This window comes from Psychrobacillus syltrankelensis (assembly GCF_055454035.1).
The window spans coordinates 1329645-1352214 of the sequence record NZ_CM144227.1; the positions used below are offsets into that span (position 1 = coordinate 1329645).

The following is a 22570-nucleotide window of genomic DNA, read 5'->3' on the forward strand; positions in this document are numbered from 1 at the left end:
TTTTGAATTAATATTAATAAGAACGTATTCTTTGGTAATTTGAAAGTGAAGGAGGACAATTCAATGGATTTCGAAAACACAGGTATAGAAAACACTGTCATTGATCTTAACGTATTAGATGATTTAATGAAACAGCACGGTTTAATTCGTGCGGGTCAATGGGATTATGAACGCGTTACTTATGATAAAAAATATGAAATAAAAGAAGGTATCTTTTATCTTCGTGTATTTGGATTTACAAAAGACGGTGACGTTGGATCACATGATGCAAATATCACATTATTAAAACCTGCTCTTGGTAAACACTACTACCCACACGGTATTGAATATGGTGAAAACGAGGTTTTTCCTAATCATTTAGTCAAATCTTGTGAGAAAACATTAACTGCACTTAAAGCTGATTTAAAAGCTTTTGAAATAAATGCATAATTTGAATGCGCTAGAGAAAAAAGTTCTCTGGCGTTTTTTCTTGTTCAAAAGTATAAATTTTGACTATACTTAATATAACAATCATAAGAAGGTGGTACTGCAATTGATAAACAAAGTGTATATTAAAAAAAATATTAAATACTTTTTTCTTCTTTTGTTCCTTTTTTTGATTGCATTTTTTATCTTGCCCGTCTCGGTTCCAATTGTATTAGCTTTACTTACCGCGATTGCGATTGAACCTCTAGTTAAGTTCACACAATTAACTTTCAAATGGAATAGAAAACTTGCTGTAATTACAAATTTTTCCTTCTTTTTATTGATTATCTCCGTTGGTTTATATTTTGCCATTACTAAACTTATCTCGCAGTTAATATACACAACAAAAGTAATTCCAAATTATCTAAACAATGTTACTGGAATGTGGATAGATATTCAAAATAACTTATTTAAATATACAGACGGATTACCATCGGAAGTGGTATTGTCTATACAGAATAAGTTGGAGGATACTTTAGTAAGTTTAAAAGAATCTTTACTTGATTTATTAAGCTACTCGAATATCACTGCCCTGCTTACAAATATCCCAAATTTTTTAGTTAGTTTCCTCGTTTTCATAGTAGCATTATTTTTATTTATGCTTGATTTAGAACTTTTACGACTAAAGCTTTTTCAATATTTTTCCGACACTACTGCTGAAAAAGTACGATTCATGGCAAAGGGAATTAAAAAAGTTGTCATTGGCTTTTTAAAAGCACAAATATTGGCAAGTTTTTTCATTTTAGGAGCTACTGTTATAGGATTAATGTTAATTGCTCCAAAGCACGCAATAATCATGTCAATTATTATTTGGATTATTGATATAATACCAATTTTAGGTTCTATCATTATTCTTGCACCCTGGGCTCTCTATCATTTCTTTACTGGGGATGTCGTTTTAGGTACAAAACTTACTATTCTCGCTGTTATTTTAATCATTATTAGAAGAACAGTTGAACCTAAATTAATGGGTTCACAAATGGGGATTTCACCATTAGCAGTCCTCATTGCAATGTTTGTAGGTGCTAAGTTATTTGGTTTCCTTGGATTTATAATAGGACCAATTATAGTAATTATATTTATTACGGCAAAAGAATCTGGAATGATTAGACTTAATTTTAAAGTATAAAAATGCGCAGTTACACAACATTTGCCAAACTATTAAAAAGACATTAGGGGGAAGTGACTACGTCACTCCCCCCTTTATTATCGGTAATCCTGTGGCAAATGTTTGTCTATCGCCCTTTTTGAATTATTTGAAGTCCCGGTGCTTTTGGTTTGGAGTAATGAAAGATAATATCCTGTTCTACTGTTTATCAATTGTTACTACTTATCTTTGTGCAACCGATTATAACTGTGTTAATTGATATCATAAGACCTACGGGAATAGAAAAACTGAAGAGACCCCACCTGCTGTATCGTCCTAAGGCCATGCCTTCATGACCAACATTGTAGGATGAACTATTAATGAAAAGCAAGATATTCAACAATTCAATTGTCGAATACCTCACAAAATTTCCGATGCCTTTTGAACGTTAATACAAAGTCGCTAGTGTTATAAAATTCAAAATTTTCCTGGTAATTATTAATATCCAAAAAGATTAAAAAAGTAGCCTGCATCGTTATACAGGCTACTTTTTTTATTCTTTTTGTGTTATCCACCAATTATTGCTTTTATTACAGAGGTAGTTTCTCCACCATGATAAAATACATACAATAGTAAATAGACAGCTACTCCTGTTATTGCAACAAAGAACCAAATGACACTTGTAATTGGTCCAATTTTACGGTGCTTTGTGATATTATTCTTTAAAGCTAAATAAATAGTCACAATTCCAAACACTGCCCCTGTAGTAGCTAATGTAATATGAAAAATCAAAAAGATTGTATAATATATTTTGATATCTTCAGGTCCACCAAAAGCAGTATTACCAATAAAGATTGTTCGTGAAAGGTAAATGATAAAAAATACTAAAGCAGATATAGCAGCAGCAAACATCATTTTCTTATGTGCTTCTATTTTTCTTTTTTTTATCAATACCCAACCTATTGCAATTAATATAGCACTTAGCACGATAAAAAAAGTGCTGATGGTAGGTAGTATAGGTAAACTCATCCTCATTCTCCTCAAAATACTTTGTTATTTTAACTAAGCAAAATTTAATTTTATCCTTGATTTATTATGCTCTGCTTGAATTATGCAAATCATCCAATGCTTTTTGTGTAATATCATCCGCATTTTCTTGTTCATTCCGATACCACGCAAAGAAAATCGAGAATAGTACAAACCCATAAATAATTTCTTGAATAATTTTCATAATAACTCCACCAAGTTGTTGATCCTCAAAAGGAGGCATATTGGAAAATAGCTCTGGTCCAGATAAGGAAAGACCAGCTAAAGTACTATTGGGTACACATAATGCCATAGCTTTTAACCACGCATCCGGATTTGTATATGTTGCGTACATTGGTGTATCAGAGAAGATAATAAGCGCACATGCAGGAGTTATCAAAACCGCACTTGCGATTATGTAGCCTATTTTCTTTAACCCATGTAATTTATTTTCTACCCCATTAATATCGATAATTGACCACCACATAAAAATTGCAGAAATAAACAATATGAACGTATAAGTTCCATGTAAGCCTTCATTTAATTTAATATAATCAAAAATTAATGGAATATGGTAAAGAGAAAATAGACCAGAAAATAACACTAATGCAAACAAAGGTCTTGTAAAAAAAGTAAAAACCTTTTTAACAACTGGTAATTCTATTACCGCTTTCCATACCCACCATGGGATCCCCTTCATCATAAGAGGTGGGACTAGTAATAACAAGAGTGCCATTTGCGTCATGTGAAAAGAAAACATAATATGACCCATTAAATCTATAGGAGAGCCTTTCACAATATATAAAAGGACTAGACTAATTAAAAAATATACTGCTTCTATTTTTTTCAGTGGTTCGGAAACTTTAAAGTCTTTTCTCCATTTAACTGTAATTAAGAAATATAATATTGTTATTAAAATTAAAACACCAATCATGATAGGACTCCACAATGCTTGAAAACCAAATATACTTAAAGGCATTAGATACCTCGCTCCTTCCTACATTACTTTACCTATTATAATGCTCTATACCTATAACTTCAATGAACGAACTATGACAAATACAAATAAGAAAAACACAAGTGTTCTTTAAGTGCATCTTGTCTTCGTTAATTCCTGAGTGCTTTGGACGAACCATTTGCTCCTGCGGTTAATCGTCGCAAAACTACACTATTACCGGTGGATTTTGTCATCTTGTGGCGAATGTTTGTCCGTCGCCCTCTTGAAATTTGTGAGGACATGATGCGTTTGGTTTGAATAATTAGAGAAAAAAACCTTTTTTACTCAATTTAAAACTTCTGAAGATAACATTTCGGAAGCTCTTCCCTTCTCTACCTTTAGATACTATCTATTTTTTCTCTGATTCCACTTGCCATATGGATAAGCTTTAGAAAGTGCCAGTTCATTATTTCAACTAAGCATATTGTCATTATTATTTGCACTGTGGATTGTAGTGAAAGGTGGCGACTCCAGACGGAGGACAACAGGATGTTGGTCACGAAGGCGTTACCACACGATGTGGCGCACTTAGCCTTCGTTCCTCGGAGTCAGATGAGCCATCACAACGAACGCGAACGCGGCGGTGATGGCTCATCGCTCACTCCGAGGAACCGCGTCCACCTGTAACGAAAATCCCCGGTATTATTTAATTCTTTCAAGTACTATGAACTGGTTTCGCAGGACGATATACCATAAACTTTCTTAGCTTTCAAAAAAATATCAAAGATCCCTTTAAAATCAAAAACGAGACTAAGAATAATCCTAGTCTCGTTTTATGAATTGACTTACCACCAAACAATCGTTAAGAATGTAAGGATAAAAGTAAATGCAAATGTAGCACCTAGATATAAGAAGAACGCAGTAATACCATGATTCTTTTCACTCATATGCATGAAGTAGTAAAGTTGTAATACTACCTGGATTGCAGCAAGTAATAAAATAATTGGTACAACAAAGTATTTTGAAAAGTCAGCTGCAACAGAAGTAAATGCAACTAAAGTCATAAAAATCATAATTGCAAATGTAGTTACTTGACCACGCATTTCTTCTCTTCTTTTACGACGAGTATATTCATACTCTGTTTGAGATTTGACATAAACGTGAGCGTCATGAGACATATTAACGAACAACTCCCATCAAGTATACTACTGTAAAGATAAATACCCACACAACGTCGATGAAGTGCCAATATAAAGAAGCAGTATAGTATTTTGGTGCATTATATAAGCTAAATCCGCGTTTAGAGTTACGTAAAAGCAGTAAAACAATCCAACCTAGACCAATTACTACATGGAGTCCATGCGTTCCAACCAATGTAAAGAAAGCGGATGAAAATGCACTTTGACTATAATTAAATCCTAAGTGAACGTAATGATTAAACTCATAAATCTCTAAAGCTAAGAATCCAAGACCTAGTAAAACAGTAACCGCCAACCATGTTTGCATTCCTTTAAAGTTATGGTTCTTCATATGATACATTGCATATACACTTGTTAAAGAAGAAGTTAAAAGCAACATAGTCATAACAAAAGCAAGTGGCAACTCATAAAGAGAATGAGTAGAAAATTCCATTCCACTTGGTCCCTTATCTTTAAGAGCTAAATAAGTAGCAAACAAACTAGCGAACAGTACAGTTTCTCCACCTAGAAATAACCAGAAACCTAAGAATTTATTTTTACCTTCTAAGGTAACTTGCTCTGGATGATCTGGCCAAGATTGTGGGGTGTACTTCGTATTATAGTCCATTATTATTTACCCCCTTTTTCATTCAATAATTCTTCTTTATGAATATGATAACCGTGATCATCTTTAACTGAACGAACTGCCATTGAAATTAAAGTAATACCTATACCAATTACAATAACTAGTGTACCTAATGAACTTTGAGCATGATATAGTGCACCAAATGCGGCTACAAATAAACCAAATGACATTACGAAAGGAATAAATGAGTTGTTCGGCATATGTATGTCAGAAATTGGTTCTGCATATGTCATTCCTTCTTTATTACCTTCTTGTTTCTCAATCCAGTAAGTATCTAGTCCTCGAACAAGTGGTGTTTGTTTAAAGTTATAATAAGGAACTGGTTGTGGGATAGCCCATTCTAACGTACGGCCATCTTCCCAAGGGTCGTTTCCAACTTTTTCATTTTTAGCAATAGTGATAATGATGTTAATAACTAAAATGATTACACCAATTGCCATTAACGCAGCTCCTAAAGAGCTTATTAAGTTGAATAAATCCCAACCTTGACCTTCTCGGAATGTAAATACGCGACGTGGCATACCCATTAGTCCTAAGAAATGTTGAATAAAGAAAGTGCAGTGGAACCCAAGGAAGAAGAACCAGAAAGTCCATTTTCCAAGCTTTTCACTTAACATTTGGTTAAACATTAAAGGCCAATATAAGTGTAATGCTGCTAAAATAGCAAGTACTACTCCACCTACGATTACGTAGTGGAAATGGGCAACGATAAAGTATGAATCATGTAACTGATAATCAAGTGGAGCGGCAGCTTGCATAATACCAGTAACTCCACCTGCTACGAATGAAGGAATAAATCCTAAAGCATACAGCATAGGAACTGTGACTTTAATACTTCCTCCCCAAATTGTAAGCAACCAGTTAAAGATTTTCATACCAGTAGGTACAGCGATAGCCATTGTAGCAACGGCGAATATAGCATTAGCTGTTGGTCCTAAACCAACTGTAAACATATGGTGAGCCCAAACCATGAATCCTAAGAAACCGATTAATACAGTTGCAAAAACCATGGATGAATAGCCGAATAAACGTTTCCGTGAGAATATAGAGAAAATCTCAGAGAATATTCCAAAAGCAGGTAATATTAAGATATATACTTCAGGATGCCCGAAAATCCAGAATAAATGCTCCCAAATTATTGTATTACCACCCATTGTATGGTCAAAGAAGTTTGCACCGAACATACGGTCAAAAATTAAGAAAAACAATCCAACTGTAAGTGGTGGAAAAGCAAATAGAATTAACGCACTTGCAACAAATGTAGTCCAAGTCATTAATGGCATACGCATATATGTCATACCTGGAGCACGCATATTAATGATTGTTACAAGGAAGTTAATACCTCCAATATAAGTTCCGGCACCGGCTATTTGAAGTCCTAGTGCGTAAAAGTCAATACCATGTCCTGGTGAAGCTAACGATAATGATGCGTATGAAGTCCACCCTGCATCAGGAGCACCGCCTAAGAACCATGATAAGTTAAGGAAAATCCCTCCGAATAGGAATAACCAAAAACCTAGAGCATTCAGAAATGGGAATGCTACGTCACGCGCACCAATCTGCAATGGCATAACGGCATTCATAAATCCAAACAATATTGGCATCGCCGCTAAGAAAATCATCGTTGTACCATGCATTGTTATAATTTCATTAAATAAGCCAGCACTTACAAAATCATTATCCGGTTTTGCTAATTGTATACGAATTAGCATTGCCTCGAGACCACCGATTACGAAAAACAAACCGCCGGCAGCGAGGTAAAGGATAGCGATTTTTTTATGGTCTACTGTCGTTAAGAAGTCCCATACTGTTGCGCCAAAGCCTTTTTTCTTTGCGATTGAACTCACAACTTTAACCTCCTTTAATTTTATCTATTGCATTACTTTTCAACAGATAATCCCATTAAATATTCAGCAAGAGCATCTAATTGCTCATCAGTAAACGGTTTGCCATTGTTTAGTGTTTCAGGTTGTGGCATTTTGTTACCTGGTTTATAACTTTGTGGATCATTAATCCATAATTTGATATTTTCTTTTGTATGATCCATGAATCCAGCAACACGATTACGGTCTCCAAATGCACCTAAGTTAGGACCCATGCCTCCACCTGAACCTGCTGTAGAAACTGCGTGACATCCGATACAACCTGCACCGGTGAATAGAGCTTCACCTTGCTTTGCAGTGTCTCCAACTGCAACGTGTTCTGTAGTTTTCGCACTTGCTACCCATGCATCAAAATCTTTAGGATTCATTGTTTTTACTTTGAAGTCCATTAACGCATGAGAAGGACCGCAAAGTTCAGCACATTTACCATAGAATACGCCTTGCTCTAGCCCAGCAGATTCTTTATCAAACTCCAAATAAAATTGGTTTACATTATCTACGTTTGTATCCATTTTACCACCAGCTGTTGGAATCCAAAATGAGTGTTTTACATCAGCTGCTTTTAAATTGAAGTAAACTTTTTGGTTTGTAGGTACTACTAATTCTTGTGCAGTCACTACCCCTAAATCAGGGTATTCAAACTCCCACCAATAAAGTTTAGCAGTTACATTGACAGTAAGAGCAGTTTTATTACCTTCTGCATTTACTTCTTGCATTCCAGCTACGTCTGCATGTTTATACGTATAATAGACTGTAGGTACAGCAAGAATTAATAGAAGAATAATTGGAATAACTGTCCAAACTATCTCTAATGTATGGCTTCCTTCAACTTGTTTAGGAATAACATTTTCTCCTACTTTTGAGCGACGGAATTTCACGATAGCAAGTACATAGATAATTACTACTACAATAATAACTAAAGCCATAATAGCAGAAGAAAGTAGTAATAAATTAAATTGATCTCTTCCAACTTGTCCAGCAGGTGTAAGCGTAGATAGGTATTCTTCGCCACAACCCGATAGGAAAATCGTTAGAGCTGCTAACACTGAAAAAAGTCGCCATTTTTTAAGCCCTTTCATCATAGCTAAATCAAACCCCTCTTTCATAGTTGTATTCATGTGTTGTTGGACTGTGGTTCATTTTATATGAATTCTTGTTGACTAAAGAAAGAATTCCACTAGTTAAATAAAAATTGAAAAGATAATCATTGATACGAATAGAATGGTCATATAGTTTAGTGAATAAACAAACATACCAGTTGCCCATTTCAAGTCATCTTTTACCCTGAATCCTTTAATTGCAAGTAATAGCCAACCTATATTTAGTATAGTAGCTAAAACTATAAAGACAATTCCTAAATCCATTAATAAAAATGGTAAAGGGAAAAGAAAGATTACCCATAAAAGCATTGAACGTTTAGTACGTGCAAATCCTTTTATAACTGGGAGCATTGGAATACCAGCAGCTCTATATTCTTCTGTTCGTTTCATTGCAAGTGCATAAAAATGCGGTGGTTGCCATACAAACATAATTAAGAATAGTGCGAGAGCTCCATAACTTAAACCCGGCTCAACTGCTGCCCAACCGATCAGAGGTGGTATTGCTCCTGAAATACTTCCTACTACCGTATTACTAACATGCTTTCTTTTTGACCACATAGAATATAGAACTACATAACTAATGATGCCCGCCAGTCCCCAAACTCCAGCAGATGTTGAAGCAAGGAATAACAAAATTTCGCCTACAACTAATAAAGTAAGAGAAGTTGTCAGCACGGCAGTCGGTTTAAACCTTCCGGTAACTGTTGGTCTTGCTCTTTTACTTTTCATTATAGGGTCAATATCACGATCTATGTAATTATTCATCGCACCTGATCCAGCAATTATTAATGCTGCACCAAAAAGGGTATAAAACAATAGATCTAATTCCTGAAGAAAATTACGGTTAGTAAATTGAAAAGCTAACCAGATGCCAGTAAACGTCGTTACTAAATTCGAATTGACAATCCCAATCTTAATAAGTGCTAGAAAGTCTTTGATGAAAGAAGTTGTTTCTGGAACTTTGTCAGTCTCGGTAGTAGCGGTAATTGATTGACTATTTGACATGCTGCCCCTCCTTTCAAAGTTGTAAGCATATTCCGCTATCCTTTACTATATCGAAAAACCTTATTAATTTCCATAGTGAATAATGTTTTTTCGAATAGTTCTAGAAGATTACTCTTAATAATAGAACAATATCAATAGTAAATCATTTCTTTTACTCTTTTGTGAAGGTTCGAGCACGAATTTATGAACAATTTGTGAAATGGTTATGTCATCTTTTACTGTTCAATGTATAAACATTGTTTTTTCTTTCATATTTCGATATTATCAAAAAGCAGATACCGTCTTTTTAGACGATCAAGATACATAAAGTAGGTGGCACATTGCATATTCATAAAATTTTAAAATGGTTAGCTGTAGCTTCTACTGTTGGAATGCTTCTCATTCTATTAGGAGGAGCTCTTGTTACAAAAACCGACAGCGGTATGGGTTGTGGAAGACATTGGCCCGGCTGTAATGGACAACTTATACCAGATAAAATAACAACAGAAGTACTTATTGAATTCTCACACCGAGTAGTTACGGGTGCTGTTGGAATACTAATTGTTGCTTTAGCAATTTGGGCATGGCGTGCTTTAGGGCACGTTCGTGAAACAAAGTTTTTATCAATTATGGCGGTTTTCTTCTTAGTTCTACAGGCACTAATCGGTGCAGCTCAAGTAAAATGGGGACAAGGAGATTTTATACTGGCTTTGCATTTTGGTATATCCCTCATTTCATTTGCAGCAGTTCTATTACTTACACTACTTATTTTTGAAGTAGATAGAAAATTTGACACGGATAAAATAAGAATAGGTAAAACATTAAAGTTTCATACAATTGGAGTTGCACTTTATTCCTATATAGTTGTATACACAGGCGCACTTGTTCGTCATACAAAATCAAGTCTTGTCTGTAAGGATTGGCCACTTTGTAGAAATAATGAATTTACGTTACCTACAAATTTATACGAGTGGGTCCAAATGGGACATCGAGCTGCAGCCGGATTGATTATTTTATGGATTCTCATTATTGCCATTCATGCTATAAGAAATTATAAAGAACAACGAGCAATTTATTGGAGTTGGATTATTGCATTAATTCTAGTTCTCTGCCAGGCTTGCACTGGTATGTTAATAGTATTCACTAAACTAAATTTGTATATTGCATTGTTGCATTCTTTATTTGTTTCGTTACTTTTTGGATTGTTGTGCTATATGGTATTACTTCTGTCCAGAAGTCGGTTAAAAATTTAAAAAAGCGCACCTTGTCTTTTTCAATTCCCTAGTGTGCTTTGCACTAAACCTTGACTACATTATTTTCAGTAGATTTTGAGGAGTTGGAAGTGATTACGTCACTTCCAACTCCTCATTTTTGTTCATCTTGCGGCGAATGTTTGTCCGTCGCCATCTTGGAATTTCCCAGGACATGATGCGTTTGGTTTGGATAATTAGAGAAAAAAATACTTTCCTACTCTTTCAAATGCGTCCGAAGATACACTTTCGGACGCGGTTTTGATACTTTATCAATGGCTACTACCTATTTTTCTCTATGTTCACTTGCCTAAGTAGCCCAGTTCATTGATTGGACGAGGCATCTTGCCTTTCTTATTTTCACGGTTGATTGGAGCGCAATACATCGACTTCTAGAGAATTTAGCTAGCAAATCAAGACCCTGGAAAGCGTCCGCATGCAGCGGAAATAAACCTGTTCATCTCATCCCAATTGGTATACATCTCTCAAAAAAGACTGTAGACCAACTCTTTTGAGGAGTTTTTCTACAGTCTTAGGTGCTTGGCAATCTTAATTGTCAAACACCTTTTTTATTCTTTTTCAATTTCGATTAACAAGTCTCCAGTAGCGATTGCTTCACCTGCAACTACATGAATCTCTTTAATCACTCCATTGAATGGAGCTTGGACTGTCGTTTCCATTTTCATCGCTTCTGTAATAAGTATATGCTGCCCTCTTTTTACTTTACTACCAATAGACACAGCGACTTTCAGTACAGTTCCTGGCATTGTGGCTCCAATATGTTGCTCATTCGCCACTTCGGCTTTTGCTCTAGATAAATGACTCACTTCAATTGTCATATCTTGAATCGAAATTTCACGCGGTTGACCATTTAATTCAAAGTAAATAATTCTATTACCATCATTCGTTGGTTCACTTATTGAAACTAATTTAATTATTAGCGTCTTCCCTTTTTCGATTTCAACTTCTATTTCTTCACCGAGTCTCATTCCATATAAGAAAGTTGGAGTGTCCAGTACAGATACATCACCAAAACTATTTTCCATTGCAGAATATTCATCAAATACTTTTGGATATAACGTATATGCTAGTATCTCTTGACTTGTAACAGGACGACCTAATTTATTGAATAGATTTTCTCTAATAGTTTGAAAATCCGCTGGTTCAAGTAACTCTCCAGGTCTGACTGTAATGGCTTGGCGATCTTTTAAAATCACTTTTTGTAGCTCTTTTGGAAAACCACCGTACGGTTGACCAATATATCCTTCAAAAAACTCGATAACAGAATCAGGGAAGTCTATTGTTTTCCCTCTAGTTATCACTGAAACTTCATCTAAATTGTTTTGTACCATGAATAATGCCATATCCCCAACAACTTTAGAGGAAGGTGTAACTTTCACTACATCACCAAATAGTAGGTTTACACGGGAGTACATCTCTTTTACTTCTTCCCATCTTTCCCCTAAACCAACTCCTTTTGCTTGTTGCTGAAGATTACTATATTGACCGCCTGGCATTTCATGTATATAAATCTCTGTATGCGGGCTAATCATGCCACTTTCAAAGTCTTTATAGTATTTGCGAACATCTTCCCAATAATAGGAGATTTTTTCAAACGCATTTACATCACCAATCACTTCTCTACTTCCGCCATTTAACGCATAACTTAAAGTACTTGCACTAGGCTGAGAAGTTAATCCAGCCATTGCACCTATTGCAGTATCGACGATGTCAACCCCAGCTTCAATTGCTTTCGCGTACATAAAGATGCCGTTTCCACTAGTATCATGAGAATGTAAGTGTATTGGTAAATCTGTCGCACTTTTAAGTTCGCTAACTAGCCGATATGCAGCTTCTGGTTTTAATAGTCCAGCCATATCTTTAATAGCCAAAATATGCGCTCCTGCAGCCTCTAATTCTTTTGCCATGTCTTTATAGTACTGAACTGTATATTTAGCTCGAGTGTCATTTAAAATGTCTCCTGTGTAACATATAGCCGCTTCTGCAATCTTACCCGATTGTCTAGTAGCGTCGATTGCTACTTCCATTCCTTTAATCCAGTTCAAACTATCAAAGATTCGGAATACATCAATACCCGCTTCCGCTGATTCTTGGATGAACTCACGAATTACATTATCAGGATAGTTTTTATAACCAACCGCATTTGCACCTCGAAATAACATTTGAAAAAGAACATTAGGAATCATTTCTCTCATTTTTAATAAACGATCCCAAGGATTTTCTTTTAAGAACCGATAGGCAACGTCAAATGTTGCTCCACCCCACATTTCATAAGAAAATAAATCATGCATCCCTCTTGCTGATTCTTTAGCTATTCCAAAAATATCATGTGAACGTACTCTTGTAGCAAGAAGCGATTGATGTGCGTCCCTAAATGTAGTATCTGTTAATAGAACTCCTTGCTGTTCCTTCACCCATTTAATAACACCTTGTACTCCCTGTTGTTCTAATATCTGCTTTGTGCCAGCTATTGGTGGAATGGAAATATCCATCTTTGGTTTTCTAACAGCATTAAAAATAGGTTTAGATTTTTGTTCTATTCCCGGAAAACCATTAACTGTTACATTCCCAATATAACTTAATAATTTTGTTCCACGATCCTTTCTATTAGGGAACAAGAATAATTCTGGTGTAGAATCTATAAAACTTGTATTAAAATTACCTGATAAAAAACTCGGATGCTTCACTACATTTTCTAGAAAAGGAATATTTGTTTTAATCCCCCTTATTCTGAATTCCTGCAAATTTCTGACCATTTTAGCTGCAGCTTCTTTAAATGACATGCCCCAAGTAGAAACTTTAACTAATAATGAATCGTAATAAGGAGTAATGACAGCACCTTGGAATCCGTTTCCAGCATCTAAGCGGACTCCAAATCCTCCTCCAGATCGATAAACCATTAGTTTTCCTGTATCAGGCATGAAATTATTTGACGGATCTTCTGTTGTTACACGGGATTGAATAGCGAAACCAAAAAGCCGAATATTTTCTTGACTTGGTATTCCCATTTCGTCACTATTTAACGCTAAACCATCCGCAATTTTAATTTGCGCATGGACGATATCTACACCTGTAATCATTTCCGTAATCGTATGCTCCACTTGAATACGAGGATTTACCTCAATAAAGTAGAACTCATCATTCGTTACTAAAAATTCAACAGTACCTGCATTTATGTAGGATACCTTTTTCATTAATTGAACTGCAGCTTGACATATTTTATCACGGAGTGCTGGACTTAAAGAATTTGAAGGAGCTATTTCAACCACCTTCTGATGTCTTCTTTGGATCGAGCAATCACGCTCGTATAAATGAATTAAGTTACCTTTTGTATCTCCAAGAATTTGGACTTCAATATGCTTTGGTTGGTCAATAAATTTCTCTACATAAACTTCATCGGAACCAAATGCCGCTTTTGCTTCAGATTTAGCTCGTTCATAGGCGCTTTCAAGTTCTTCTTCAGAAGGAATAACGCGCATTCCACGACCACCTCCACCTAGAGAGGCTTTAATCATAAGCGGATATCCGTGCGTTTGACCAAACGCTTGAACTTCTTCAATACTTCCAACTGGACCATCACTACCAGGAATAATAGGAATTCCAGCCTTGACTGCCTGCTCACGTGCTTTAACTTTGTCACCAAACATATCTAAATGCTCGGAAGTTGGCCCAATAAAAATAATTCCTTCTTCTTCACAACGTCTTGCAAAATCTACATTTTCAGCTAAAAAACCATATCCTGGGTGAATTGCATCTGCTTTACTGTCTTTTGCAATCCGAATAATATCTTCAATGTCCAAATAAGCATCAATAGGCTTTTTTCCTTCCCCAACCAAATATGATTCATCTGATTTAAAACGATGGAAGGACCCACTATCTTCTCGGGAATAAATAGCAACTGTTCGAAGATTTAACTCCGTACAAGCACGAAATATTCGAATCGCTATTTCTCCTCTGTTTGCAACGACAATTTTATTAATTCTCCCCAAAACTAACACCCCTTACCCCTTGGTTTTTTCATACTTTACAAACATAGAAACATTCATCAATATACCAATTGCAGCAGATAATAATATAACGGAAGTTCCCCCATAACTTATAAAAGGTAGAGGCACTCCAGTAAGTGGGATTATTCCCAACATGCCGCCTAAGTTCACGAATGTCTGAAAACCAATAATACTACCAATTCCCGCAGCAATCATTCGTGCTTGGGGATCTTTTGTAGTTATAGCAATCTTAATCGCTTTGAAAACAATGAAAAATAGTCCACAAAGAACAATTAGTACTCCTATTAAGCCAAGTTCTTCCGCAATAATGGCCATGATAAAATCTGTATGTGGTTCAGGAAGATACCCAAATTTCTGATTGGAATTTCCTAAGCCAAGGCCTTTTAAACCACCGCCACCTATTGCAATATAACCATTAACAATTTGATAACCGTAGCCTTGTTCGAAATCAAAAGGATGTAAGAATGCTTCTAATCGACCAAGTCGTTTCTCAGTAATCAGTTTGTCTTTCATCATATAAATTACAAACAGACCAACCGTTAAAACAACACCTATTAATCCAATAAATTTTGCAAATGACTTGAATTTTATACCACTTGCTGCAATAACAGAAATTGCAACAAAACCAATGATCATTGTATTCCCAACATCGGTTTCCAGCATTACGGAAACAAAAACAAAAAACAATACAATTAGTGGTGGACCAACTGATTCGTTTAACTTATCTAACGTTCCATTTTCATGTTTTTTCGCAAATATTCCAGCAAAATACAAAACAATTATTATCTTTGCAACTTCTGAAGGTTGTATGTTTCCAAAACCTAAATGAATCCAACTCTGAGCACCACTTTCTCCACCAGTTCCGATAATGTGCACTAAGAATAAAAGAGTAAACATGATAAATAGCATTATTTTCATCATTTTTTTATTTTTATAATGCTTATATGGGAAAAAAGCAGTTAAAAAAAACGCAGGTATGCAGAGCAATAGATTTAGTCTTTGTTTTTTAAAGAAATAATCAGGCTCCCAGCCATAATTAAGCACTGACCAGCCATAACTAGCACTATAAATCATCACAAGGCCAAATAAACACAGGGCTAAATAAATAAAAAATAAGGAATAATCAAAGTTTTTTAAATAACGTTTAATATATGGAATCATTTTGTAAAACCTCTATTTCATAATTTGGAGCAAACATATTAGTCTATGAATATATTAAATATTTCTAGTAAAAAAACTCAAACAGAAATTTTGTTTGAGTTTTGTAATTATTTTTCTGTATGGATCTCATGTAAAATTGATAACTCTTTTTCAAGTGAAGCTATAATTTCTCTTCCTTCACCCTTCTCTAAAAGTCCTAGCTTAACTGCAAAATCAATTTCACGTGATAAACCAAACATTTGAGTGTCTAGAACCTCTTCATATAGAGGACATTGAGGCATAGTTAAATTATCCATCTGCACTTTTATAAGCTGTGCGATTTTTTCGGCATCTTTTTTTAATAGTTCTAATGCTTTGTCTTGATATGAAAGTTGTATATTAGTATCCATGAGGACGCCCCCATTATTTATAATTTCTAATTCTTTACCTCCCTAAAGTGTATCTTTTGCGGTGAAAAAATGCAAGTTTTCTCTCATTCACATTTTAACAGATTGTAATTTATATCTTTTAGTTTGCAACTATTTATACTTCACCACTTATTCTTAAAAGCATCTATCGCCGGCTTTTTCTTTTTTAGTTAATTATTCTTTTAGACTTCTCCATTTAACGGTATACTTAATTAGATTAGATAGTTTAGAGGAGGCAATTTTTTTGGAACGTATTATCCCTATTAAAGGTGCTGTCAAATTCAACATTACACTCGATCCTACAGTATGGATTTTTGATGATCGAAGAATCGACTTAGATGACTTTTTTTCTGGTAAGTATGAATATAAGGATGAGTTAGAAGAATATACAAAAGTGACTTCCGCTCATTGGTCTCGAGAAATTATAGAAGGCGCTACTTTCCCCCCAACCCTTCAAACAGAAAAAAAATATGAGCGTACTAAAGTATTAACGAGTAGTTTTGGTGTTGAACCGAAACAATTTATATTAAATGCTGAGCCACTAAAAGGTGCCACTACGCTTGTTATTGAAACTATAGAGGGAGAACATACATTTCCTTTTAGCGAACTAGATTCTTTGTTATTAAAGTTTAGTCATAAAGGAAAACCACTTCGTGAAGATGGGCCAGTTCATGTTCTCAAAAAAGACGGATCCAATATCAATAATCCGATAAAGCATGTTATAGCATTCCGCATAGAATAGGAGTTGTTTATATGAAGGTACAGTGTGCCATTTGCGATCGAATTGATGAACTTTCTAATGATTTGCCACTTGCGAAGAAATTGAGAAATCGTCCTATTCACACTTATATGTGCCCTACATGTCACGACCGAATTGAAGAAAAAACAAAAGCTAGATTAGCTACAGGTAAATTCATTTTTTATAAAAGCTCCAAGCTCATTGAAAATGAATTTTAACTAAGAAAAGCCCAAGCCTTTTAAGTGCATCATGGGATCACTAATTCCTGAGTACTTTGGGCGAAACATTGGCTACACTATTACCGGTAGATTTTGAGGAGTTGGAAGTGACTACATCACTTCCAACTCCTCATTTTCGGTCATCTTGTCGCGAATGATTGTCCGTCTCCCTCTTGGAATTTATGAGGACATGATACGTTTAGTTTGGCAAATTAGAGAAAAAATACTTCCCTACTCTATTAAAGAGGTTGGGACAAAACTCTCTACAAAAATAAATAGCCCCGAAAATTTTACGACCAGTAAAGTTTTCGGGGCTTCTATTGAAATTTACCTGTAGTTGTTTTCCGTTACGGCGGACGCTTTCCGGGGGCACGGCTTCAATCTCCTCGTCGCTTTGCTCCTGCGGGGATTTCAGCTCGCACTGTTCCCCCATGAGTCGCCGCCTTCACTTCAAACAACTAGTATAGAAAGGCTTCTAACATAAAAATCTGATTGAAAAGTCAAATCAAAATGCTTGCCCCATAGATAGCGCCCGCCTGCAGTGGAAATCAACCTACTCATCGCATCACAATTAATATACATTATCTTAAGAGCGTATATCTTTTCCATACTTAATATTTCCAATAAAAAAATAAAAAAACTGAAGGCAAACTCGAGTTTTTACCGAGTCTACCTTCAGTCTGAAGCTCCACTACTATCGCAGCTAGAGCTAGTTTTATTAATCTATAAATCTTTTCTATGCAGTCGGACTTTGTTTTCTTTCTAGTCGTAAGCGAATTTTATATATGATAAGGATTAATGCAGCTACAATTAGACCTTCTACTACTGGAAGGAAAAACGCTAAGAATGTTAACATTAAACACCCTATCAACAAAAATGCATAAATGACTATGTTTTGTCCTAAACGTAATTTTTTTGCAAATCCAAGCTTGTAAACAACCACAGAAAGCAAGAAAATTACTAAAAATAATACATAACCCGCTATAGCGTAAGTTGGCATAGTTTCATAAATGAATCTTGCAATACTAGACATTCTGCCAAATACGAATTGCTTTTCCTCCAAGGTTTTTCACCCTTTCAGTTACTATTCAAGTTCTGCACTTTTCTTTTTCTTCGTAACACGTTCACGTTCACTTTTCTCTAGAATTTTTTTACGTAAACGAATAGATTCAGGTGTTATTTCACAGTACTCATCGTCATTTAAATATTCAAGAGATTCTTCTAATGTCATTAGACGTGGTTTTTTCAGTGTTGTTGTTTGTTCCTTATTTGCAGAACGAATATTGTTAGCAGCTTTTACTTTTGTAACATTGATTGTTAAATCGTTATCACGAGTATGCTCCCCAACAATCATACCTTCGTATATTTCAGTACCAGGTTCTACGAAAATTGTACCACGGTCTTCAACACCTAAAATACCATAAGTAGATGCTGTACCAGTTTCCATTGATACAAGAACACCCTTACTACGACCACCTACACGGCCTGCAGCCATAGGTCGATAATCTTCAAACGTATGGTTAATAATACCATAACCACGAGTTAAAGTTAAAAATTCTGTAGTATAACCGATAAGTCCACGTGCTGGAACTAAGAATACTAAACGAACTTGTCCACTGCCGTTATTTACCATATCCAACATTTCGCCTTTACGAGCACCCATTGACTCAATAATAGAACCAACGTTTTCTTCAGGTACGTCAATTTGTACACGTTCTACCGGCTCACTGCGAACTCCATCAATCACTTTTACGATTACTTCTGGTTTAGAAACTTGTAATTCAAATCCTTCGCGACGCATATTTTCGATTAAAATCGATAAATGCAGTTCTCCACGACCTGACACAATCCAAGCATCTGGAGAATCAGTAGGATCTACTCGTAAAGATACATCTGTTTGAAGTTGTGCATCTAAACGCTCTTGAATTTTACGAGATGTTACCCATTTACCTTCACGACCAGCAAACGGACTATTATTTACTAAGAAAGTCATTTGAAGAGTTGGCTCATCAATGTGTAAAATTGGTAGTGCATCTGGATGCTCTACTGGACAAATTGTTTCTCCAACATTGATATCTTCCATACCTGAAATAGCGATTAAATCCCCAGCAGAAGCTTCCTCGATTTCCACTCGTTTTAATCCCATAAACCCAAAGATTTTTGTAACACGGAAGTTTTTCACGGAACCATCTAGTTTCATAAGTGATACTTGTTGTCCAACATGAATTTTCCCACGGAATACACGACCAATACCGATACGACCAACATAGTCATTATAATCAAGTAATGATACTTGGAATTGTAATGGATCTTCACTGTTATCAATTGGCGCAGGAATTTTATCTACAATCGCATCGTATATAACTTGCATGTTTTCTTCTTGATCAGCAGGATCATCAGAAAGACTTGCTGTTCCATTAATACCAGATGCATATATAACAGGGAATTCTAATTGTTCATCGTTTGCATCTAGCTCAATGAATAATTCAAGCACTTCGTCCACTACTTCCGCAGGACGTGCAAAGTCACGGTCAATTTTGTTCACAATTACGATTGGTTTAATATTTTGCTCTAAAGCTTTTTTCAACACAAATCGAGTTTGTGGCATACAACCTTCATATGCATCTACGATTAATAGAACACCATCTACCATTTTCATGATACGCTCTACTTCACCACCGAAATCGGCATGTCCAGGTGTATCTAAAATGTTGATTTTTGTTTCTTTATATTGAATCGCTGTGTTTTTTGCTAATATAGTAATCCCACGTTCGCGTTCAATATCTCCAGAATCCATAGCTCTTTCATCCACATGTTCATTCGAACGGAACGTACCAGATTGTTTTAATAATTGGTCGACTAATGTCGTTTTCCCATGGTCAACGTGTGCAATAATTGCAATGTTTCTTAAATCTTGACGTAATTTTGTCATATTTCCACTCCATATTCTTTTTTCGAGTCCATAACTGTGTTATTATATCACAAGTGAAACTAAAGTAATAATATTTTTAAACATTATTTTTGGAGGTAATGAATTGGGCAATATTAAATGGATCTTTGTTCTATTTTCTCTAGGCGCTATTTTGGCTATGGCATTTATCGGTATTGCAGTTGCATTAAGAAGTATCCCTCTAATTATTCTTGGCATTGTTCTACTTTGTTTAGTAATGGGCTATGGTTTTAAAACTAAGAAAAAAATGCGTGATCAAGGATTATTATAGTAAGAGTCGGCAAATTTTTTGCCGACTTTTTTATTATTTCAAGCGAATGTAATTGGTTACTAATTCCTTATGTAAACCTGGTTTAGAAATTATAAAAGTATTTTGTTCTAATAAATTGATTGGTTCATTTGCAAGATTTGTCACAATTGCCCCTACCTCTTTAGCAATTACCATTCCTCCTGCTATATCCCAAGGCGATAAACGCATCGACATATAGGCATCTAATTTACCAGTCACCACATACGATATCTCTATTGCTGCGGAACCATATGATCTCGTACCTCTAACTTTTTGTAACAGCTTTATCATTCCTTCATGATCAATGTGTTTATTTGGAACTACCCAACTTGCGTTAATACCAATAATAGATTGTTCCATGTTCGCTTTTTTAACAGATGGAATACGTACATCATTAAAATACGCTCCCTCATCCATGGTTGCTGATATTAATTCGTCTTCCATAACATTATAAATGTAACCAAGTATTCCAATACCATCTTTGTAAATACCTAGTGAGATTGCAAAATTCTTTTTTTGATGAATAAAATTCATTGTTCCATCAATTGGATCAAGTATCCATATATATCCTTCTAAATCATGTAAGTCATCTCCAAAACCTTCTTCCCCCAAAATACGATGGTTTGGAAAATCTCGTTTAATATGATGAATAAAAAATTGTTCTGTTTCTTTATCGATATTTGTGACTAAATCATTTGCCTCTGATTTCGTTTCAATTAAAAGATCTGTCGTAAAAGAGGATTTTATTCTTTCTGCTGCTACCTTAATTAATGATTTTGCATACTTATCCAATCTATGTAAATTCACTATACCCATCCTTTCTTCCCATTGCCTTCTAAGTATAAAGAAAAAAACACCGGCTGTCTTTCCATTTAGCAGGTGTTTTTTAAGTGGTATTCATTAATAACCGTTCAGTCAAGTGCATTTAATTCTCGTAGTAAATCATGAATTTCTTTTAGTCTTACTTTGGAAGCATGTATTTCTTTTTCCATTTTACTATTAATAGCATCAAAAAGCGTTGCCAATTCATAATCCAGCTCTAATTTCAATGTATTAATCTTTTCTTTTTCCATGTCATTTTTACGAATAATATGAACAACCTGTCTCATCACTACACCCCTTCGCCTTTTATATCATAATATTCAAAATTTTTATAATGATTTACGCTTTCTAGAAATTAATAAACATTTATTAACCAAAAATTCTACTTACATGATTTTTACCCATAATTGCTATAAAATAAACATGCAAAGGGAAAGGAGTTTATAAAATGAGTAAAAGTTTTTGGGAAGACAAAGATTTCAATGTATTCCAAATAGATGGGTTGGAAAATCGAATGGAAGCGTTAATTAAAAATATACGACCAAAATTTGAGGAACTAGGAAAAAAGTTTAGCTTATACTGTTCCGGCGTTCTAGGGGATGAATATTTTGACCATGTTGCAAAACACGCTAGGCGATCTGTAAATCCTCCTAAAGATAGCTGGGTAGCATTTGCTCCATATAAAAGAGGCTATAAAGCATTACCTCATTTTCAAATTGGTTTATGGGGGAGTCATTTATTTATTATCGTAGCTGTTATATATGAAGCTCCTGATAAGGTAGCCATTGCCGAAAGACTATTAAAGAAAAAATCATTGTTAGCAAGACTTCCAAGTGAATTTATTATTTCTGGTGATCATATGAAGCAAGATGCAATTTCTTTGAAGGACGCCAAAAAAACTGATATTGACCATATATTAACTAGGATGCGTGATATAAAAAAAGGAGAATTTCTTGTGGGTAGACATATAGCTAGAGAAGAAGCAGTAAAACTCTCTGAAGAGGAGTTTTTACTTCTAGCAGAAAAGACTTTTGAAAAGTTAATACCAATTTATAAAATCATGATTAATTTTAAGTAAAAAGATGCCTCCAATAACTTGCTTAATAAACAGCTATTGGAGGTGTTTTTCAGCCTCTAATTAAAACTCCATCCTCATTTTCTTTCATTTTTTTTATAATCGGATAACTTTCATAGCCGCTTTCTTTTTCAAAATCTCGAAAATAAGTTTTTTCCTCGGCAATTGATGGAACGATTTCTTTAAAACGGCGATACTTTTTTAATAGTTCTTCTCGCTTAACACCTTTTTCATAAGCATTTTCGATTGCCTCAAAAAACTGAACGACATCAACTATTTCATCTGTCGACCAATCTAGAGAGAATGGATAAGTATATTCCATTTA

Annotated in this window: 22 protein-coding genes; 7 read left to right on the top strand and 15 right to left on the bottom strand. The window is 35.0% G+C overall.

Annotated features, from left to right (window positions below; translation table 11 throughout):
- Positions 1–63: 63 nt before the first annotated feature.
- Together ACTSKG_RS06745 and ytvI are read left to right on the top strand one after the other, a co-directional pair.
- Positions 64–429: a YugN family protein gene (locus tag ACTSKG_RS06745; RefSeq protein WP_464757372.1), complete on the top strand. Its 366-nt coding sequence runs from the start codon at positions 64–66 to the stop codon at positions 427–429.
- A 103-nt stretch (positions 430–532) separates the two neighbouring features.
- Positions 533–1594 carry a sporulation integral membrane protein YtvI gene (gene ytvI / locus ACTSKG_RS06750; protein ID WP_464757373.1) on the top strand — a complete coding sequence of 354 codons (1062 nt, stop codon included), beginning with the start codon at positions 533–535 and terminating at the stop codon, positions 1592–1594.
- Positions 1595–2119: 525 nt separating this feature from the next.
- Here ytvI and ACTSKG_RS06755 read toward each other — a convergent pair.
- From ACTSKG_RS06755 to cyoE, 7 genes are all read right to left on the bottom strand, one after another.
- On the bottom strand, positions 2120–2581 hold the full coding sequence (locus ACTSKG_RS06755; protein WP_464757374.1) for a DUF420 domain-containing protein: 462 nt from the start codon (positions 2579–2581) through the stop codon (positions 2120–2122).
- 64 nt (positions 2582–2645) lie between these two features.
- Positions 2646–3557, bottom strand: a complete 912-nt coding sequence (gene ctaG / locus ACTSKG_RS06760; RefSeq protein ID WP_464757375.1) for a cytochrome c oxidase assembly factor CtaG — start codon at positions 3555–3557, stop codon at positions 2646–2648.
- Between the two features lie 803 nt (positions 3558–4360).
- On the bottom strand, positions 4361–4693 hold the full coding sequence (ctaF, locus tag ACTSKG_RS06765; protein ID WP_464757376.1) for a cytochrome c oxidase subunit IVB: 333 nt from the start codon (positions 4691–4693) through the stop codon (positions 4361–4363).
- Position 4694: 1 nt separating this feature from the next.
- Positions 4695–5321: a cytochrome (ubi)quinol oxidase subunit III gene (locus ACTSKG_RS06770; protein WP_464757378.1), complete on the bottom strand. Its 627-nt coding sequence runs from the start codon at positions 5319–5321 to the stop codon at positions 4695–4697.
- A gap of 2 nt (positions 5322–5323) precedes the next feature.
- Positions 5324–7186 carry a cytochrome c oxidase subunit I gene (locus ACTSKG_RS06775; protein ID WP_464757379.1) on the bottom strand — a complete coding sequence of 621 codons (1863 nt, stop codon included), beginning with the start codon at positions 7184–7186 and terminating at the stop codon, positions 5324–5326.
- Positions 7187–7218: 32 nt separating this feature from the next.
- Entirely contained in the window at positions 7219–8304 is a 1086-nt protein-coding gene (gene coxB, locus ACTSKG_RS06780; protein ID WP_464757380.1) for a cytochrome c oxidase subunit II, read from the bottom strand.
- Positions 8305–8403: 99 nt separating this feature from the next.
- The gene (gene cyoE, locus ACTSKG_RS06785) at positions 8404–9327 is read right to left on the bottom strand and encodes a heme o synthase (RefSeq protein ID WP_464757382.1); all 924 of its coding nucleotides are present in this window, start codon (positions 9325–9327) and stop codon (positions 8404–8406) included.
- Positions 9328–9647: 320 nt separating this feature from the next.
- On the opposite strand from cyoE, the gene ACTSKG_RS06790 reads away from it, so the two are divergent.
- Positions 9648–10559: a COX15/CtaA family protein gene (locus ACTSKG_RS06790; RefSeq protein WP_464757383.1), complete on the top strand. Its 912-nt coding sequence runs from the start codon at positions 9648–9650 to the stop codon at positions 10557–10559.
- A gap of 566 nt (positions 10560–11125) precedes the next feature.
- On the opposite strand, the gene pyc is transcribed toward ACTSKG_RS06790, so the two are convergent.
- The 3 genes from pyc to ACTSKG_RS06805 form a co-directional block, all read right to left on the bottom strand.
- A complete protein-coding gene (gene pyc, locus ACTSKG_RS06795) occupies positions 11126–14566 on the bottom strand; it encodes a pyruvate carboxylase (protein ID WP_464757384.1) in 3441 nt (1146 codons plus the stop codon).
- Between the two features lie 12 nt (positions 14567–14578).
- Positions 14579–15745, bottom strand: a complete 1167-nt coding sequence (locus tag ACTSKG_RS06800) for an FtsW/RodA/SpoVE family cell cycle protein (RefSeq protein ID WP_464757385.1) — start codon at positions 15743–15745, stop codon at positions 14579–14581.
- A gap of 107 nt (positions 15746–15852) precedes the next feature.
- A complete protein-coding gene (locus ACTSKG_RS06805) occupies positions 15853–16134 on the bottom strand; it encodes an Fpa/YlaN family protein (RefSeq protein ID WP_464757386.1) in 282 nt (93 codons plus the stop codon).
- 262 nt (positions 16135–16396) lie between these two features.
- Here ACTSKG_RS06805 and ACTSKG_RS06810 point away from each other — a divergent pair, with 262 nt between their 5' ends.
- Together ACTSKG_RS06810 and ACTSKG_RS06815 are read left to right on the top strand one after the other, a co-directional pair.
- A complete protein-coding gene (locus tag ACTSKG_RS06810; RefSeq protein WP_464757387.1) occupies positions 16397–16894 on the top strand; it encodes a peptidyl-prolyl cis-trans isomerase in 498 nt (165 codons plus the stop codon).
- A gap of 11 nt (positions 16895–16905) precedes the next feature.
- Positions 16906–17109 carry a YlaI family protein gene (locus tag ACTSKG_RS06815; RefSeq protein WP_464757388.1) on the top strand — a complete coding sequence of 68 codons (204 nt, stop codon included), beginning with the start codon at positions 16906–16908 and terminating at the stop codon, positions 17107–17109.
- 736 nt (positions 17110–17845) lie between these two features.
- On the opposite strand, the gene ACTSKG_RS06820 is transcribed toward ACTSKG_RS06815, so the two are convergent.
- Positions 17846–18172: a YlaH-like family protein gene (locus tag ACTSKG_RS06820; protein WP_464757389.1), complete on the bottom strand. Its 327-nt coding sequence runs from the start codon at positions 18170–18172 to the stop codon at positions 17846–17848.
- Positions 18173–18193: 21 nt separating this feature from the next.
- Positions 18194–20041 carry a translational GTPase TypA gene (gene typA / locus ACTSKG_RS06825; protein ID WP_464757390.1) on the bottom strand — a complete coding sequence of 616 codons (1848 nt, stop codon included), beginning with the start codon at positions 20039–20041 and terminating at the stop codon, positions 18194–18196.
- A gap of 103 nt (positions 20042–20144) precedes the next feature.
- On the opposite strand from typA, the gene ACTSKG_RS06830 reads away from it, so the two are divergent.
- A complete protein-coding gene (locus tag ACTSKG_RS06830) occupies positions 20145–20330 on the top strand; it encodes a YlaF family protein (RefSeq protein ID WP_464757391.1) in 186 nt (61 codons plus the stop codon).
- Between the two features lie 33 nt (positions 20331–20363).
- Here ACTSKG_RS06830 and ACTSKG_RS06835 read toward each other — a convergent pair whose 3' ends face one another.
- Positions 20364–21155 carry an inositol monophosphatase family protein gene (locus tag ACTSKG_RS06835; RefSeq protein ID WP_464757392.1) on the bottom strand — a complete coding sequence of 264 codons (792 nt, stop codon included), beginning with the start codon at positions 21153–21155 and terminating at the stop codon, positions 20364–20366.
- Positions 21156–21259: 104 nt separating this feature from the next.
- Positions 21260–21457: a hypothetical protein gene (locus ACTSKG_RS06840; RefSeq protein WP_464757393.1), complete on the bottom strand. Its 198-nt coding sequence runs from the start codon at positions 21455–21457 to the stop codon at positions 21260–21262.
- 161 nt (positions 21458–21618) lie between these two features.
- On the opposite strand from ACTSKG_RS06840, the gene ACTSKG_RS06845 reads away from it, so the two are divergent.
- Entirely contained in the window at positions 21619–22248 is a 630-nt protein-coding gene (locus ACTSKG_RS06845; RefSeq protein ID WP_464757395.1) for a YktB family protein, read from the top strand.
- Positions 22249–22297: 49 nt separating this feature from the next.
- On the opposite strand, the gene ACTSKG_RS06850 is transcribed toward ACTSKG_RS06845, so the two are convergent.
- Entirely contained in the window at positions 22298–22567 is a 270-nt protein-coding gene (locus tag ACTSKG_RS06850) for a UPF0223 family protein (RefSeq protein ID WP_464757396.1), read from the bottom strand.
- Positions 22568–22570: the final 3 nt, after the last annotated feature.

What these genes read in the sequence shown, in the direction of transcription:
- ACTSKG_RS06815 (WP_464757388.1), top strand. Translation starts at nt 16,906, where the DNA reads ATGAAGGTACAGTGTGCCATTTGCGATCGAATTGATGAACTTTCTAAT.
- ACTSKG_RS06845 (WP_464757395.1), top strand. Translation starts at nt 21,619, where the DNA reads ATGAGTAAAAGTTTTTGGGAAGACAAAGATTTCAATGTATTCCAAATA.
- ctaF (WP_464757376.1), bottom strand. Translation starts at nt 4,693, where the DNA reads ATGTCTCATGACGCTCACGTTTATGTCAAATCTCAAACAGAGTATGAA.
- ACTSKG_RS06850 (WP_464757396.1), bottom strand. Translation starts at nt 22,567, where the DNA reads ATGGAATATACTTATCCATTCTCTCTAGATTGGTCGACAGATGAAATA.
- ACTSKG_RS06800 (WP_464757385.1), bottom strand. Translation starts at nt 15,745, where the DNA reads ATGATTCCATATATTAAACGTTATTTAAAAAACTTTGATTATTCCTTA.
- ACTSKG_RS06745 (WP_464757372.1), top strand. Translation starts at nt 64, where the DNA reads ATGGATTTCGAAAACACAGGTATAGAAAACACTGTCATTGATCTTAAC.
- coxB (WP_464757380.1), bottom strand. Translation starts at nt 8,304, where the DNA reads ATGATGAAAGGGCTTAAAAAATGGCGACTTTTTTCAGTGTTAGCAGCT.
- ctaG (WP_464757375.1), bottom strand. Translation starts at nt 3,557, where the DNA reads ATGCCTTTAAGTATATTTGGTTTTCAAGCATTGTGGAGTCCTATCATG.
- ACTSKG_RS06755 (WP_464757374.1), bottom strand. Translation starts at nt 2,581, where the DNA reads ATGAGTTTACCTATACTACCTACCATCAGCACTTTTTTTATCGTGCTA.
- ACTSKG_RS06770 (WP_464757378.1), bottom strand. Translation starts at nt 5,321, where the DNA reads ATGGACTATAATACGAAGTACACCCCACAATCTTGGCCAGATCATCCA.
- ACTSKG_RS06805 (WP_464757386.1), bottom strand. Translation starts at nt 16,134, where the DNA reads ATGGATACTAATATACAACTTTCATATCAAGACAAAGCATTAGAACTA.
- typA (WP_464757390.1), bottom strand. Translation starts at nt 20,041, where the DNA reads ATGACAAAATTACGTCAAGATTTAAGAAACATTGCAATTATTGCACAC.
- cyoE (WP_464757382.1), bottom strand. Translation starts at nt 9,327, where the DNA reads ATGTCAAATAGTCAATCAATTACCGCTACTACCGAGACTGACAAAGTT.
- ACTSKG_RS06840 (WP_464757393.1), bottom strand. Translation starts at nt 21,457, where the DNA reads ATGAGACAGGTTGTTCATATTATTCGTAAAAATGACATGGAAAAAGAA.